Source organism: Glutamicibacter sp. 0426 (assembly GCF_001906485.1).
Taxonomy (GTDB): domain Bacteria; phylum Actinomycetota; class Actinomycetes; order Actinomycetales; family Micrococcaceae; genus Glutamicibacter; species Glutamicibacter nicotianae.
Window position 1 is genome coordinate 399,366 of record NZ_MPBI01000002.1, and the last position, 14,406, is coordinate 413,771.

The 14,406-nt window shown below is 65.5% G+C and carries 17 protein-coding genes; 3 read left to right on the forward strand and 14 right to left on the reverse strand.

The genetic code is table 11. The features are described 5' to 3' along the window. The first annotated feature begins 52 nt into the window (after positions 1-52). Positions 53-1,279, forward strand: coding sequence for a glycerate kinase (locus BKX98_RS07330; protein WP_073706712.1), 1,227 nt, complete (start codon positions 53-55; stop codon positions 1,277-1,279). Between the two features lie 9 nt (positions 1,280-1,288). Here the strand turns inward: BKX98_RS07330 and BKX98_RS07335 are convergent, their stop codons facing one another. The 4 genes from BKX98_RS07335 to BKX98_RS07350 all read right to left on the reverse strand — a co-directional run bounded on the left by BKX98_RS07335 (position 1,289) and on the right by BKX98_RS07350 (position 3,929). After that, positions 1,289-1,663, reverse strand: a complete 375-nt coding sequence (locus BKX98_RS07335; RefSeq protein ID WP_038989752.1) for a PH domain-containing protein — start codon at positions 1,661-1,663, stop codon at positions 1,289-1,291. Positions 1,664-1,767: 104 nt separating this feature from the next. Continuing rightward, complete coding sequence (locus tag BKX98_RS07340; protein ID WP_073706713.1) at positions 1,768-2,205, reverse strand: 6,7-dimethyl-8-ribityllumazine synthase; 438 nt, start codon at positions 2,203-2,205, stop codon at positions 1,768-1,770. 355 nt (positions 2,206-2,560) lie between these two features. Continuing rightward, positions 2,561-3,583 (reverse strand): LLM class flavin-dependent oxidoreductase, encoded by a 1,023-nt coding sequence (locus tag BKX98_RS07345; protein WP_073706714.1) that lies wholly within the window; start codon positions 3,581-3,583, stop codon positions 2,561-2,563. Between the two features lie 52 nt (positions 3,584-3,635). Beyond that, positions 3,636-3,929, reverse strand: a complete 294-nt coding sequence (locus tag BKX98_RS07350; protein WP_073706843.1) for a helix-turn-helix domain-containing protein — start codon at positions 3,927-3,929, stop codon at positions 3,636-3,638. A 46-nt stretch (positions 3,930-3,975) separates the two neighbouring features. Between BKX98_RS07350 and map the strand changes: the two genes are divergently transcribed. Next, positions 3,976-4,749 (forward strand): type I methionyl aminopeptidase, encoded by a 774-nt coding sequence (gene map / locus BKX98_RS07355; RefSeq protein ID WP_038989739.1) that lies wholly within the window; start codon positions 3,976-3,978, stop codon positions 4,747-4,749. Here the strand turns inward: map and bioD are convergent. The 9 genes from bioD to BKX98_RS07400 all read right to left on the reverse strand — a co-directional run bounded on the left by bioD (position 4,746) and on the right by BKX98_RS07400 (position 12,820). Beyond that, positions 4,746-5,462 (reverse strand): dethiobiotin synthase, encoded by a 717-nt coding sequence (gene bioD / locus BKX98_RS07360; RefSeq protein WP_073706715.1) that lies wholly within the window; start codon positions 5,460-5,462, stop codon positions 4,746-4,748. The two genes, map and bioD, sit on opposite strands and share 4 nt — an antisense overlap. After that, positions 5,459-6,637 carry a cytochrome P450 gene (locus BKX98_RS07365; RefSeq protein ID WP_073706716.1) on the reverse strand — a complete coding sequence of 393 codons (1,179 nt, stop codon included), beginning with the start codon at positions 6,635-6,637 and terminating at the stop codon, positions 5,459-5,461. Before BKX98_RS07365 ends, bioD begins: the two co-directional genes overlap by 4 nt. Then, positions 6,634-7,803, reverse strand: a complete 1,170-nt coding sequence (locus tag BKX98_RS07370) for an aminotransferase class I/II-fold pyridoxal phosphate-dependent enzyme (RefSeq protein WP_073706717.1) — start codon at positions 7,801-7,803, stop codon at positions 6,634-6,636. The genes BKX98_RS07365 and BKX98_RS07370 overlap by 4 nt, the downstream gene beginning before the upstream one ends. Beyond that, complete coding sequence (bioA, locus tag BKX98_RS07375; RefSeq protein WP_073706718.1) at positions 7,796-9,157, reverse strand: adenosylmethionine--8-amino-7-oxononanoate transaminase; 1,362 nt, start codon at positions 9,155-9,157, stop codon at positions 7,796-7,798. Before bioA ends, BKX98_RS07370 begins: the two co-directional genes overlap by 8 nt. Continuing rightward, complete coding sequence (gene bioB / locus BKX98_RS07380; protein ID WP_073706719.1) at positions 9,154-10,392, reverse strand: biotin synthase BioB; 1,239 nt, start codon at positions 10,390-10,392, stop codon at positions 9,154-9,156. The genes bioA and bioB overlap by 4 nt, the downstream gene beginning before the upstream one ends. Positions 10,393-10,544: 152 nt before the next feature. Then, positions 10,545-11,312, reverse strand: a complete 768-nt coding sequence (locus tag BKX98_RS07385) for an ABC transporter permease (protein WP_073706720.1) — start codon at positions 11,310-11,312, stop codon at positions 10,545-10,547. Next, on the reverse strand, positions 11,309-12,100 hold the full coding sequence (locus BKX98_RS07390; RefSeq protein WP_073706721.1) for an ABC transporter ATP-binding protein: 792 nt from the start codon (positions 12,098-12,100) through the stop codon (positions 11,309-11,311). The genes BKX98_RS07385 and BKX98_RS07390 overlap by 4 nt, the downstream gene beginning before the upstream one ends. A gap of 1 nt (position 12,101) precedes the next feature. After that, the gene (locus tag BKX98_RS07395) at positions 12,102-12,473 is read right to left on the reverse strand and encodes a DUF1048 domain-containing protein (protein WP_073706722.1); all 372 of its coding nucleotides are present in this window, start codon (positions 12,471-12,473) and stop codon (positions 12,102-12,104) included. Positions 12,474-12,475: 2 nt separating this feature from the next. Then, on the reverse strand, positions 12,476-12,820 hold the full coding sequence (locus BKX98_RS07400) for a PadR family transcriptional regulator (RefSeq protein ID WP_038989731.1): 345 nt from the start codon (positions 12,818-12,820) through the stop codon (positions 12,476-12,478). Positions 12,821-13,030: 210 nt separating this feature from the next. Here BKX98_RS07400 and BKX98_RS07405 point away from each other — a divergent pair, with 210 nt between their 5' ends. Then, positions 13,031-13,678 (forward strand): maleylpyruvate isomerase family mycothiol-dependent enzyme, encoded by a 648-nt coding sequence (locus BKX98_RS07405; RefSeq protein ID WP_143181052.1) that lies wholly within the window; start codon positions 13,031-13,033, stop codon positions 13,676-13,678. Positions 13,679-13,787: 109 nt separating this feature from the next. On the opposite strand, the gene BKX98_RS07410 is transcribed toward BKX98_RS07405, so the two are convergent. Beyond that, positions 13,788-14,360: an NADPH-dependent F420 reductase gene (locus BKX98_RS07410; protein WP_073706723.1), complete on the reverse strand. Its 573-nt coding sequence runs from the start codon at positions 14,358-14,360 to the stop codon at positions 13,788-13,790. Positions 14,361-14,406: the final 46 nt, after the last annotated feature.

A 14,406-nucleotide genomic window follows, 5' to 3' on the forward strand; every position in this document is an offset into this window, starting at 1 on the left:
TTCAAAGCATCATTTCCAACGCATCCATCCTCACTGAATAGGACAAAGAATCATGGCACACGCACTTCCACAACGCATCCTGGTCGCACCGTCGGGCTTCAAGGAATCCCTCGACGCCGCAGCCGTAGCGGCAGCCATCGGCGCCGGCGTCCGCCGGGCATTGCCCGGAGCGGCAGTCAAGGCAGTGCCCATCGCCGATGGCGGCGAAGGCACCGCTGAAACCCTGGCCTGCGCTACCGGCGGCCAGCTGGTGCCGGTAACGGTCACCGGTCCGGTCGGCCAGCAGGTCCAGTCGCACTACGCGATGCTCGGCGGCGAGGCGGAGGGAACTGCTGTCGTGGAAATGGCAGCCGCGGCAGGCCTGCGGCTGGTTCCCCGCGACCAGCGGGATCCGGGAACCACGACCAGTTACGGAGTGGGGGAGCTGATCGCGGCCGCGATCGATGCCGGGGCTTCGAAGATCCTGGTGGGCTGCGGCGACTCGGGCACCTCCGATGGCGGCATGGGCGCATTGCAGGCACTGGGAGCACAGATCCTCGATGCCAAGGGCCGTGAGGCCAAAGCCGGCGGCAATTACCTCGGCCGCGTGGACCGGCTCGATCTCTCCGGCCTGCACCCGGCATTGGCCGCCGGGACAGTGCAAATCACGATGGCGTTGAACCAGCACAATGTGCTGACCGGACCGCGCGGAGTGGCGCGCGTATTCGGACCGCAGAAGGGCGCCACCGAGGAACAGGTGGAAAGCATGTCGGCAGGCTTCGAACGCTGGGCCTCGATCCTGCGCCGCGATGCGCTGGAGGCCGCGCGCTCCACCGATTTCGCCTTGGCCCCGGGAACCGGTGCTTCGGGCGGACTGGGTGCCGGGCTGGCCGCAGTCGGGGCGGTGCTCCTGCCCCGCTTCGAGGCGATCCTGGACTCGGGCTTGGCCGGCATCGATCTGGACTCGATGCTGCGCGGAGCGGACCTGGTCATCACCGCAGAAGGCGCCATCGACTTCCAGACTCCCAAGGGCAAGGTGCCTGCCGAAGTCGCGCGGCGCGCCTCGCTGCATGGCGTGCCGGTAGTGGCCTTGGCAGGAACGCTGGGCCGCGGCTGCCGCGACGTGCACGATATCGGCATCGATGCCATTGCCTCGATCATGCCCATTCCCATGACACTGCAGGAAGCAGTGGATGACGGGGAACGGCTGCTCATCGAAGCGGCCGAACGCTTCATGCGCACCATCATCCTGGGCGCCTCGATGGCCGCGGCACGGCTGAGCCCGCGCGAGGCGTGGTAAAAGGGTCCGCTACAAGACGTAGCCGGCGACCAGCTGCGACAGGGCACGGATATCCACCTTGCCCTTGAACTCCAAACGGACCTTGCCCAATGAGCTGAACCAGAGATCCAGTTCAGCATCCAGATCGAAGGTTCCAGCCGTTTCAACCGAGAACGACTGGACCTTCGAATACGGCAACGAGGTGTAATCCCGCTTCTTGCCGGTCATGCCTTGCACATTGACGGCGATGAGCCGCTTATCGGTGAACACCACGTAGTCGCGGGCGCCCTTGAAGGCGGCCTGCAGCTCTTCGCCAGCAACCAGCATGGGCATGATTTCAGGGGCCACCTGCGACAGGTCCCAGGGACCCAGTTTGAAGACGGAAGAATTATTGAAGTCGATCATGCACCGAGCGTACCGAGCGCGGGGGACAGGTTGGGAAAAACAGGCGTGCCGCATTGGCCAGTGAAATCTTGGCCAAGGCGGCACGCCATTTTCCGCGAATTACTCTAGAGCTCGATAGCTGCCACTGCCTGCACTGCACGGGCAGCTTCTGCACCCTTTTTCAGGAAATGCTCGAAATAGAAGGCCTGGTGCTCATCGTTCGAGTGGAAGTGGTGCGGGGTCAGACTGACCGAAAAGGTCGGCACGTCGGTGTCCAGCTGCACGCGCATCAGCCCGTCGACCACAGCCTGGGCCACGAAGTCGTGGCGGTAGATGCCGCCGTCAACCACTAGGGCCGCGGCCACCACTGCATCGTACTTCCCGGTCTTCGCCAGGCGCATGGCCTGAAGCGGCATTTCGTAGGCACCTGGTACGGCAACGACGTTGATGGAGCATTCCTGCCCGGAAGCTTTCATCTCGGCCTTGAACCCGGCAAGCGCCTGGTCAACGATATCCGCGTGCCAACTAGCCTTGATGAAGGCGATGTTCAATGGCTTGCTCATGAGTTACTCCCTGGATCTGCGTGAAATCTTCTTATTCTTTTGATCCACCCTAGTGCTGCAGGTCTCAATGAAATAACTGGGGAAGGAGTCGGCGTAACGATTCCCCCGCTTCAGTGCCAACCCAGTTGCGGGGCCACGTGCTTGAGCTCCGATTCGATGACATGTGCGTTGTTATCGACGCTCGGCTGGTTTGGAACTGTCGCGGCGAACCTTGATACGCTCCAGCCGGTGCTTCGAATGCTCTGCCATCTGGCTCTCCTGCACACAGAAAACCAGCCCGCGCCTTGCGGCAACGGGCTGATCATGATGTGGCTATGATGGCACGGTCAATCTAGGTGCACCATCCTTCGTTGTGCTACCGCCAACCTAATTGCGGAGCAACATGCTTGAGCACCGATTCGATGACGTGCGCGTTGTAATCGACGCCCAACTGGTTCGGAACGGTCAGCAGCAGCGTGTCGGCTGCGGCGATCGCTTCGTCCTCGGCCAGCTTCTTGGCCAGCTCATCGGGTTCGCCGGCGTAGGACTTGCCGAAGACCGCACGGGTCTTCGCATCGATGTTGCCCACCTGGTCGGAGCTGTAGCGGTCGCGGCCGAAGTACTGCCAGTCGCGCTCGTCGGTCAGCGCGAAGATGCTGCGGCTGACCGAAACCCGTGGCTCGCGGGCATGGCCGGCATCTTTCCAGGCTTGGCGGTAGAGCGCGATCTGCTCGGCCTGCTGGACGTGGAAAGGCTTGCCGGATTCATCGTCCTTCAGCGTGGAGCTTTGCAGGTTCATTCCCAGCTTCGCCGCCCATACTGCGGTGGCATTGGAGCCCGAACCCCACCAGATGCGCTCGCGCAAGGTGCTGGAGTGCGGTTCGATGCGCAGCAAGCCGGGAGGGTTGGGGAACATCGGCTTGGGGCTGGGTTCGGCGAAGCCCTCGCCGGAGAGCACTTCGAGCAGCCGCTCGGCGTGGCGGCGGCCCATGTCGGCATCCGATTCGCCTTCGCGGGGCTCGAAGCCGAAATGCCGCCAACCGTCGATAACCTGCTCGGGCGAGCCGCGGCTGATGCCCAGCTGCAGCCGGCGATTGGAAATCAGGTCGGCTGAACCTGCATCCTCGGCCATGTACAACGGGTTCTCGTAGCGCATGTCGATCACGCCGGTGCCGATCTCAATGCGGCTGGTCCGTGCGCCGATGGCGGCGAGCAGCGGGAACGGGGAAGCGTATTGCTGCGCGAAGTGGTGCACGCGGAAGTAGGCGCCGTCCGCGCCGAGCTCCTCGGCTGCGACTGCCAGGTCGATGGCCTGCAGCAGTGCGTCGGATGCTGAGCGGGTGCCGGATTGCGGATGGTCGGTCCAGTGGCCGAAGGACAAAAAGCCGATGTTCTTCATGCTTGGGGCAACAAGCGGCCGCATTCCGTTATTCCGCGGCGGACCAGCACGGCTAGCGGCGCAGCAGCCGCCTATCCGAAAGCCCTGCGGCCCTATCCGGCTCCGCGTCGTTCATGCTGGACCAGATGCTGTCCAGGGAAAGGTCCAGCACTGCTGCAATGGCGGCGATGGTTGAGAACGCGGGAGTGGCTACGCGTCCGGTCTCGATTTTCCGCAATGTTTCAGGGGAAAGCCCGGCCACGAGCGCGATATCGAGGATGGTGCGTTCCCCGCGCGCCCGCCGAAGTAGTGCACCAAGGTTCTTTCCCTGCTCGATTTCGCGGGGAGTAAGTGGCAATCTGACCATGGAAAAATTATAGTACCGGTAAAGTTTGACCGGTATAATAATTGGAATGATTGAGATACTCACCCCCAGCGAACTGGACCGCGCCCGGGACACCGGACGCCTTGTTGGCACCATCCTGCAAACGCTCAAGAACCGGGTCAAGGTCGGCACCAACCTCCTGGAAATCGACACCTGGACCAAGGAACTGATCGAGGAAGCCGGCGCGGAATCCTGCTATGTCGATTACGCCCCCGCCTTCGGCAATGGTCCCTTCGGCCACTACATCTGCACCGGTGTCAACGACGCGGTGCTGCATGGCTTGCCGTACGACTATGCGCTCGCCGACGGCGACCTGCTGACCTTGGATTTGGCGGTGAAGCTGCGCGGCATCGCTTCGGACGCGGCCATCAGCTTCATTGTGGGAGAGAAGCAGCGGGCAGAAGATCTCAAGATGATCGAGGTAACCCAGCGCGCCTTGGCCGCAGGTATCGCAGCTGCGGTCCCGGGAGCCAAGATTGGCGATATTTCCTTCGCCATTGGCTCGGTGCTCACCGCCGAAGGTTATCCGGTGAACCTGGAATTCGGCGGCCACGGCATCGGCAGCACGATGCACCAGGACCCGCACGTGTCCAATGACGGCCGTGCAGGCCGGGGCTACACGCTGCGCCCGGGCCTGCTGCTCGCGCTTGAACCCTGGATCATGGAAGACACCAGCAAGCTGGTCACTGATAAGGATGGGTGGACTCTGCGCAGTTCCACCGGCTGCCGCACCGCGCATACCGAGCACACCATCGCGATCACGGATACCGGAGCCGAGATCCTCACCCTGCCAAAGAACTAGCAGGGTCCAGGGCAAGGCCAGGCCAGTGTCGCGGCCGCTTCATGCAGGGCGGCGCGGCACCGGCTAGGATCGCGGACCAGGCCAGCTGGCAGCGCCCCGGCAAAATCCCAGCCATGGCCGGCGGCCATGTTCCGCAGATTCGCCAGATTTCGTTGATGCAGCGGCTCGGGGTGTTCCGGATAGCTGCCCAGCAGCAGCGTGCCCCGGGTGAAACCGCGTGTACCGCAGGCCTCCAGGGTCAATGCCGTATGGTTCAGCGTTCCCAGATCCGGGCGGGCGGCCACGACGAGGCTGGCCCCCACGGCCTGCGCCAGATCGGCGATGGTTTCCCCGGCCGCTGTCAGCTCCACAAGCAAGCCGCCGGCCCCCTCGATGATCACCACATCATGCGTGGCATCGAGCTCGCCGACCTGCTGCACGTGCTGGGCCAAGGTGGGCAGCACAGCAGCCGGATCCAGCCCAGCGCACAGCGCTGCATCCACCGGTGCCATCGGGTGGCGCAGGCGCACCCCTTCGAAGGCCGAGAGCTGGCCGGGATTGCCCAGCCAGCGTGCCACATCCTGGGCGTCCCCGGGTTCTGACTTGCCCAGACCGGTCTGCGTCGGCTTGTAGATGGCGACGCTGTGCCCGTGGGACAGTGAGCGGGCGGCCAGCACCGCGGTGGCTACGGTCTTTCCGACCTCGGTATCGGTTCCGGTCATTGCATGGATCATTCCAGCATCCTCTCTGCAGGGTAGGTGATGGGCACTGCGGGTGGCGCCTGGAATGACAGCAGATGGCCGAAGGGCACGGGCGGCCCATCGGCGACGGCCAGCGGCAGGCAGCGTGCGGTTTCGGAGAGCACCAGCTCGGTTTCCATCCTGGCCAGGGAAGCGCCCAGGCACCGGTGGATCCCGTAGCCGAAAGCCAGTGAATCATCGCCGGCGGCGCCGAGCTCGCCACCGGCCAAGCGCAGCACCAGCTGCTCCCCGGTGGCGAATTCCAGGTCCCCGATCCGCGTGTCCTTGAGGGCAATGCGCCGCCAGGTCGGCACCGAGGAGGCCCGGGCCAGCACCTCGCGCACCAGCCCCTGGGCCGCGGCCTCTTCCGTGCCCGCCTGGGCCAGGGCTTCCCAGCGATGATTATGCAACGCCGCATGCAACGCCGTCTGGATGAGCATCGAAGTGGTTTCCTGTCCGGCGATGCCCAGGAAATAAGCCAGCGAGCGGATCTGTGGTTCGGATACCCCGGCCCGGTGCAATGCGGCGTAGAGATTCCCATCGTCGCGTTGCACTGCCTGGTGCACCGATGCATCCAGCCAGCCGAAGTATTGCGCCGCGCTGCGGGCAAGCACCAGCTGCCGCTGCGCATCGGGCCAACCCCAGAACAGCTCCAGCGAGTCCCGGCTCCAGGCCTTGAGTGTCCCCAGCTCGGGCACCGGCACCCCGGTGAGCCGGGCCATGGCTTCCACCGGGATCACCGCTGCCAATTCGGTGGCCAGATCCGCCGATTCCCCCTTGCGCAGCCTGGGCTCGAGCTCCGCGCAGATCCCGCGCACCCGGTCCAGGATCGGCTCGCGCTGGGCACGGACCTTGGCGGGACTGAAGAATCCAGCGACAATCCGGCGCACTTCCAGATGCTCTGGGCCCGAAGCGCTGGCCAGCACCTCGGGAAGCGCGAAGCGCGCCCGGGCAAGGACCCGCAGCGCCGCAGGTTCCGGCTCCACCGCAGTGGACAGGGCATTGGCCGGCGAGAACTCATCGGGCCGCGCCAGGATGGCGCGGACGGTGTCCGGATCCTCGATGCTCCGGTAGCGCGCGTTGACAACGTCCGGGTAGGCCTCGGACAGCGGCCCGGCGAGCGGTGCCAGATCCAAAGCGCTCGCCGTCGTGGCTAAAGGGCAGCTCATGAATCCTCCTGGATGATGGCGCGGGCTACCGCGTGGATGGCTACAGACAATTCCGGGTGCCCGTGGTGGGCATGGGCGGTGAGCCGGATGCGGGAGATGCCATCGGGCACGCTGGGCGGTCGGAAGCAGGCTACCGAGATGCCCTGGACGGCCAGCGTTTCGGCCGCCCGGGCTGCGGCGCCGGCACTGGGCATCTTCACCGAGAGCACGGCTCCGGCTCCGGCTTCCACGCGGCCGGCCAGGGCCGGGTGGGCTTGCAGCTGGTCGCGGATCAGCAGTGCATTCTCCGCCAGTGCGCCACGGCGTTGCAGCCCGGCCAAGCGCAAGGCCGCCAGCGCTCCGGCTGCCGCGGCAGGGGTTAGCGCGGTATCGAAGATGAAGGTGCGGGCAGTGTTGACCAGGTGATCGCGCAGTGCCGCCGCGCCAGGCCCGCCCATGAGCACCGCGCCGCCCTGCGACCCCAGGGCCTTGGACAAGGTCGCCGTGGACACTACCCGTCCGTGGCCAGCCAGTCCGGCGGCCAGCACTGCGGAGCCTTGGCCGGTGGCAGCCAGCGAATGCGCTTCGTCCACCAGCAGCAAAGCGCCGAACTCGGCGCACAGGGCCGCCAGCCCGCGCAGCGGTGCGGCGTCGCCGAATACCGAATAGACGGATTCGACCACCAGCAGCACGCGGGGCATGGGGCGCTGGGCGCTGCAGTTGGCTTCCAGCAGGCGGGTGAAATCAGCCAGGTCGTTATGCGCTGCGGTGGCGACCTCGGCACCCGATAGCCGGGCGCCATCGATCAGGCTGGCGTGGGCATGCGCGTCGAGGATGAACAGGCTCCCCGGACCGCCGAGGGCGGCGAGCACCCCGAGGTTGGCGGTGTAGCCGCTGGAGAACACCAGGGCGGCTTGGCGCTGGGCGTAGTCGCAGAGCCCGGCTTCCAGCTCGCGATGCACCGGCAGGGTTCCGGCGGCCACCCGGCTGGCCGAAGCTCCGGCGCCGTAATCCAGGGCGGCCTGAGCGGCGGCCTGCCGGATATCGCGGTGCCCGGACAACCCCAGATAGTCGTTGGAAGACAAGTCGAAGAGCCCCGCCGCGGACGAGTCCTTGCGTTGCAGCCCCCGCCGCTGGCGCACCGTGGCGCGCGTGGCCAGCCAGGAGTCCCAACCCGGCTCAGCCATGGACCTGCTCCACGGCGCCCACCACGCCGCGGCCCAGTTCCGCGAGCTGTTCGGGGGTGCTGATATACGGCGGCATCACGTAGACCAGGTTCCGGAAGGGACGGATCCAGACCCCGCGCTGGACGGCAGCTTCGGTTACCGCGGCCACCTGGACCGGGGAGACGAGCGCAATGGCCCCCACCCCGCCCAGCACCCGCACTTCCTGCACCGAGGCCAGATCAGCGGCCGGTGCCAAGTGGGTGCGCAACCCGGATTCCAAGGTGGCGAGCTGCTGCCGCCACGGAGCGCGGTTGGGTGCGGTGCCCGGTTCCCCGGCGAGCAGATCCAGCGAAGCGCAAGCGACCGCGCAGGCCAACGGGTTGCCCATGAACGTCGGGCCGTGCAGCAATGCCGCGCCCGCCGAGCCCCCGCTGCCGGACAGGGCCGAAGCGATCCGCGAAGAGCACAGCATCGCCGCCAGGGTCAGGTAACCGCCGGTCAGCGCCTTGCCCACGCACATGATGTCCGGTTCGATGCCGGCATGCTGCACCGCGAACAGCAGCCCGGTGCGCCCGAAGCCGGTGGCGATTTCGTCGGCGATCAGCACCAGACCGTGGCGGTCGGCCAGCTCGCGCAGGGTGCGCAGCACCGCAGGGGGATAGATGTGCATCCCGCCGGCTCCCTGCAGCACCGGCTCGAAGACGATCCCGGCCAGCGTGGTGGCGTGGGCCGCGATCAGCTCGTGCGTTTCCTGTTCCCATTGCGCCAATTCAGCGGCTGAATATTCCCAGCCGCCGGCGGCGTCGCGGCGCGCCGCCGGAGGCTTGGGCAGGAACAGCTCGCCGGAGGAGCGCGGGGCGAACGCGGCATGCATGCCGTCCACCGGATCGCAGATGCCCATGGTGGCGAAGGTGTCCCCGTGGTAGCCGCCGCGCAGCGCGGCAAAGCGGTGGCGTCCGGTGCGGCCCGTGGCCTCCTGGTATTGCAGGGCGAGCTTCAGCGCGACTTCGACGCTGATCGACCCGGAGTCGGCCAGGAACACGTGGCGCAAGCTCTCCGGGGCCAGCGCGACCAAGCGTTCGGCCAGTTCGATGGCCGGCTGGTGGGTCAGGCCGCCGAACATCACGTGGCTGAAGCGCTCCAGCTGGCCGCGGGCCGCGGCATCCAGAGCCGGGTGGCGATAGCCGTGCACCGTCGACCACCATGAGGACATTCCGTCGATGACCTCCCGCCGGGTTCCTGTGGCGTCTTCCAGGACCAGCTGGGCGCCGTGCGCCTCGCGCACCGCATAGTGCGCGCCGGCATCCAGGGAAGCATAGGGGTGCCAGAGCAGCCCGGCATCCCTCTCCAGCAGCGTCGTTCCGGTGGCGATCATGCGTTAGGGCTCTGCGCGGTTCCGGCACCGCGGCGGCGCAGCACCGGTTCGGCGCTTCCGTTGCCGCTGCCGCAACCGGGGGCAGAACTGCCGCAGGGCGAAGAATCAGCAGCGGAGCAGCAGGAACCTGCGCAGCCAGAGGATCCGGCATTGCCGGCATCCGATGGCTGGCGCGCTGCATGGCCGGCGGCTTCGCGCAGTTCCGCGGCCAGCTGCATCGGGTCCTTGCCCTGTTGCCCGAGCACGACGAACCCGGCGTCGGCAATCATTGCCAGGTCGGCTTTCGCATCCTGGCCTTCGCTGGTCAGGTAGTCGCCGAGGAACAGCGAATTGGCTACTTCCAGCGCGGTGGCCTGCAAGGAGCGCAGGTGCATCTCGCGACCGCCGGCCATCCGCAATTCCTTGTCCGGGCAGGCCATGCGCACCACGGCCAAGATCCGCAGGCAGGCCAGCGGTGTCAGGTTCCAGGTCCCTTCCAGCGGGGTGCCATCGAATGGCATCAGGAAGTTCACCGGAATGGAATCGGCATCCAGCGCGCGCAGTGCGAAGATCGCCTCGACGAGCTGCTCTGGGGTTTCGCCCAGGCCGACGATGAGCCCCGAGCAGGGGGAGAGACCGGCGGCCTGGGACTGCTGGACGGTGGAGACGCGCTCGTCAAAGCTGTGCGTGCTGCAGATTTCCGGGTAGAGGGATTCGGCGGTATTCAGATTGTGGTTGTAGGCATCGGCACCGGCCTCCTTGAGCCGCTGGGCCTGCCCCTGCTTCAGGATGCCCATGCAGGCGCAGACCTCCACCTCGGGATGGTCTTCCTTCAGTGCGCCGATCATCGTGGCCACCCGGTCGACATCGCGGTCCGTGGGCCCCTTGCCGGAGGCCACCATGCAGACCCGCGAGGCGCCGCCAGCGATGCCCAGGCCGGCCTGGTGCACCGCTTCTTCGGGTTTGAGCCAGGTGTACTTCAGGATTTCAGCTTTGGAGCCCAAACGCTGCGAGCAATACGTGCAGTCCTCGGGGCACAGGCCGGACTTCAGGTTGACCAGGTAGTTGACTTTCACCGTGTTGCCGAAATGCTTGCGCCGAAGCAGTCCGGCCGCGTTGACCAGCCGTGTCGTGTCGGCGTCCGGCGTTGCCAGCAGGCCGAGGGCTTCTGCCTCGGTGAGCTGGTGGCCGTCGGCGATGCGGACGGCCAGCTCAGTGAAATCTGCGGTGCCGATGCGATGCGTGGAGATGCTCATGGGGTCCTTAGCGTGGTTGGGCGACTGCCTGCCAAGAATCAGCCAGTCCTGAACGGTGTTCAATTGCTGGCCTTAATCTAGCACGAAAAGCCCCTAACTTGAACAATGTTCAAGTTAGGGGCTTGCACTGCTCCGCACGCGGCATCTGCTGCTCAGCTGGTGGTCTTGCCCCGGTAGATCCGCGCGGCCAGCGCCCAAGCCAGGAGCGTGATGCCCGCCAGCCACGCCAGTGCTGCCCACAGCTCGGAGCCCACGGGGTCCTGCGATAGCAAGGCGCGCAGGGAATCGGCTATCGCCGTGATCGGCTGGTGCTGCGCGAACCAGGCCACCGGGCCGGGCATGGCCGCGGTGGGAACGAACGCCGAGGAAATGAAGGGCAGGAAGATCAGCGGGTAGCTGAAGGCGCTGGCACCATCCACCGATTTCGCGCTCAATCCGGCCAGCACGGCGATCCAGGTCAGGCACAGGGTCACCAGGCACAGCAGCCCAAGCACCGCGATCCACGAGGCAACGGAGGCCGAGGAGCGGAAGCCCATGGCCACGGCCACCCCCAGCACCAGCGCCAGCGAGAGCAAATTGGCCGCCAGCGAGGTGGCCACATGGCTCCAGAGCACGCTGGAACGGGAGATCGGCATGGCGCGCAGGCGCTGCACCAGGCCGTCTCGCAGATCCAGGAACAGCCGGTAGGAGGTGTATGCGACCCCGGAGGCTATGGTGATGACCAGGATGCCCGGCAGCAGGTAGTTGATGTACGGACCCGGGGCGCCAGTGCCGAGGGCACCGCCGAAGACATAGGTGAACAGCAGCATCATGGCTACCGGGGTGATTGCGGTGGTGATGATCGTGTCGGGGCTGCGCATCACGTGGCGCATCGAGCGGCCCGTGAGGATCCGGGTTTCACGCAGTGCTGCGATGCTCATGGCTGGCTCCCTTCGGTTCGCTGGTTGCTGCCGACCAGTTCCAGGAAGATCTCCTCGAGGCTCGGCCGCTTGGTGACCAGCTCGGTGGTGGCCGGCGGCAGCTGGGCCTGCAGCTCGGCCAGCGTGCCCTGCTGGATGATGGTGCCCTCGTGGAGGATGGCGATGTGATCGGCCAGGTGTTCCGCTTCATCCAAATACTGCGTGGTGAGCAGGATTGTGGTTCCGGACTCGGCCAAGCCGCGGATCAGCCGCCAGTCCTCGCGGCGAGATTGGGGATCCAGTCCCGTGATCGGCTCGTCGAGCAGGAGCACTGGCGGGTCGCCGGCCAGGCCCATGGCGATATCCAGGCGCCGGCGCATCCCGCCGGAGTAGGTGCCGGCGGGGCGGTCGGCCGCGTCCGAGAGGCTGAATCGCTCCAGCAGTCCGCTGGCGATCGCTGGCGGATCGGGCAGCCGCAGCAGCCGGGCGACCAGCAGCAGGTTCTCGCGTCCGGTCAAGACCTCATCCACGGCGGCGAACTGGCCGGTCAGGCCCAGGGACCTGCGGACCTGGGCGGGATTCTCGCAGGTTGCCGTTCCGCAGATCCGGGCAGTCCCCGCATCGGCGGGCAGCAGGGTGGCCAGGATCCGCACGAGTGTCGTCTTGCCGGCGCCATTGGAGCCGAGCAAGGCGAAGATGCTGCCAGGCTGCACGGCGAAGTCCAGTGAGCGCAGCACGGGCAGGTTCTTGAACGACTTGGCCAAGCCGATGACCTCGATGGCCGGTTCGGGGGCCAGTGCGGTGTTCATGTCATTGCTCCTTCGTCTCGTTTTCCGCTTCGGAGATGGCCTGTGCCAGGCGGGTGCGCTCCTTGTCGGTCCAGCGCTTGCCGCCGTAGGCCTGGGCGAAGTCGTCGGAGAACTCCGCCGGATCTTCGCCCAGCAGTTCGCGCAGCGAGGTGCCGTTGGCGGCCGCCCCTTCGAAGAGGTCTGCCAAATCCGAGTACATCGAGATCATCGTCTCGGCGTCGGTAATTCCGCTCTGGTTCATCAGGTAGCGCTGCAATCCCGCAGCGGCCTTCGCATAGGGCTGCGGCAGCTCCTTGAGGCGCGCCCGGCTCTGCTTGTACTGCTTTTTCTGTTCCAGCGATCCAGTGAAGGTTTCAATCCATTTGGCGACCATGATCAGTGCCCTTTCTTCGGAGTGGTTGGGTGGGGGAGGCTGTCGATGCGGGAAACGAGCAGGTTCCAGGTGCTCCAGAAATCGTCGAGCTGCTGCCTGCCTCGGGGGTTGAGGGTGAAGACCTTGCGTGGAGGTCCTTTTTCGGAGGGGACTTTCTCCACCGAAACCAGGCCCTTTTGCTCGATGCGCACCAGCAGTGCGTAGATGGTCCCCTCGGCCAGATCGGTGAAGCCGCGTTCGCGCAGTTCCGTGGTGATCTCGTATCCGTAGGCCGGGCGTTCGGCCAGGATCGCCAAGACGATCCCCTCCAAGGTGCCTTTGAGCATCTCAGTCATCTGCGAGGCCATGCTGCACCCCTCTCTACTTAGCGTCATTGAGTACAACTAGATAGTAGAACTAGGTAGCGGTATTTAGCAACACTTAGTACCGAAGGATTTCAGGGACTTTCTTCGGGGATCCAGAGAAGTGGGGGATGACCAGCGGCAAGATAACGAGGCACCCAATCCGGTATGCTCCTTGAAGCTGATCCGGAACTGGACCCGATGGGAAGGGCCACCATGAAAGATGCGAAATGGCACTGGGGGCTGGTTGATGCCGAGCGTGCAAAGCTGGCAGAAATGCTGGGCGGCTTGGCGCCTGAGCAGTGGACTGCCCCGTCGCTGTGCGAGAACTGGCAGGTGCGTGACGTTGCAGCGCATCTGGCGGCGGCCGGATCCACTACCACCGTCCACTGGCTGGCGAGCATGGCCCGCTCCGGATTCAATACCGGCCGGCACAATGAACGGCTGCTGCGCAAGCAGCTTGGGGCCAGTCCCCGGGAAACACTGGAGAACTTCAACCGTTCCGCGGCCAAATGCATTGCCCCGCTGAACTCGGTGACCGGTTTGCTGGGTGAAGTGGTGGTGCATGGGCAAGATATCGCCAAGGCGCTGGATCTGCCGCTGTTCCCGGATCCCCAGGTGCTGCGCGTTGTGGCAGAATTCTTCGCCTCCAGGGATTTCGCGGTCAACAGCAGCACCCTGGTCAAGGGGTTGCGGATATCGGCAGCCGATGATGATTTCAGCAGCGGGGCGGGACCCGAGGTTCGCGGCGGATTGCTCGATCTTCTCCTCGCCATGGCCGGCAGGAAACAGGTGCTCCCGCGGCTTGAAGGCGCAGGGGTTGAAGAACTCGACCGCAGGATCGCAGCGCAAGCGCGGACATAGGCAACTGCCAGCCAGAGGTGGGGAGTGCGGGCAGCTTTGTGAACGGCAATGCCCCGGCGGTGGACATTGTCCACCGCCGGGGCATGGTGCGCATGAGGGGTTGGCGGGGTTAGTTGACCCCGAAGCCTCCGGTCCAAGCGATCTTCTTGCCGGCAGCCAGGGAGATCTGCATGAAGCCGATGCCTTCCAGCTCGCGGGCGCGCTTGCTGGCGCCAGCGTCGATGGCGCGCAGGCCGCCGGCCGTGACCAAATCGGCCAGCTGGGACTTGGCATCCTCGTCATCACCGGCGATCAGCACGGTGGTCGGGGTGGTGCCGACCTTGCCTTCAGCGATGGTGGAGGCGAAGTTGGTGTTGAAGGCCTTGATCACGCGCGAGTTAGGCAGCGCCTTGCTGATTTCTGCGGTGGCCGAGCTGTCTGCCGGGACAGTCAGGGAATCGAAGGTCTCGAAGTTCAGCGGGTTGGTGATGTCCACGATGATCTTGCCCTCCAGCTGTTCGCCGCACTCGGCGATGATGCCTTCGATGGCTGGGTATGGGACGGCAAGAACGATGATGTCGCCGTAGGCGGCGGTGGCCGAATCGCCCGAGCCGAGCAGCTGGATGGTTGCCCCTGCCTTGCTGAAGACTGACGAGATGGCCTGGCCCATGTTGCCCTTGCCGATGATGCTGACGTTGACCATGATGACTCCTTGGAAATGTTGATTGAAGCTTTAACTAAATACTAGG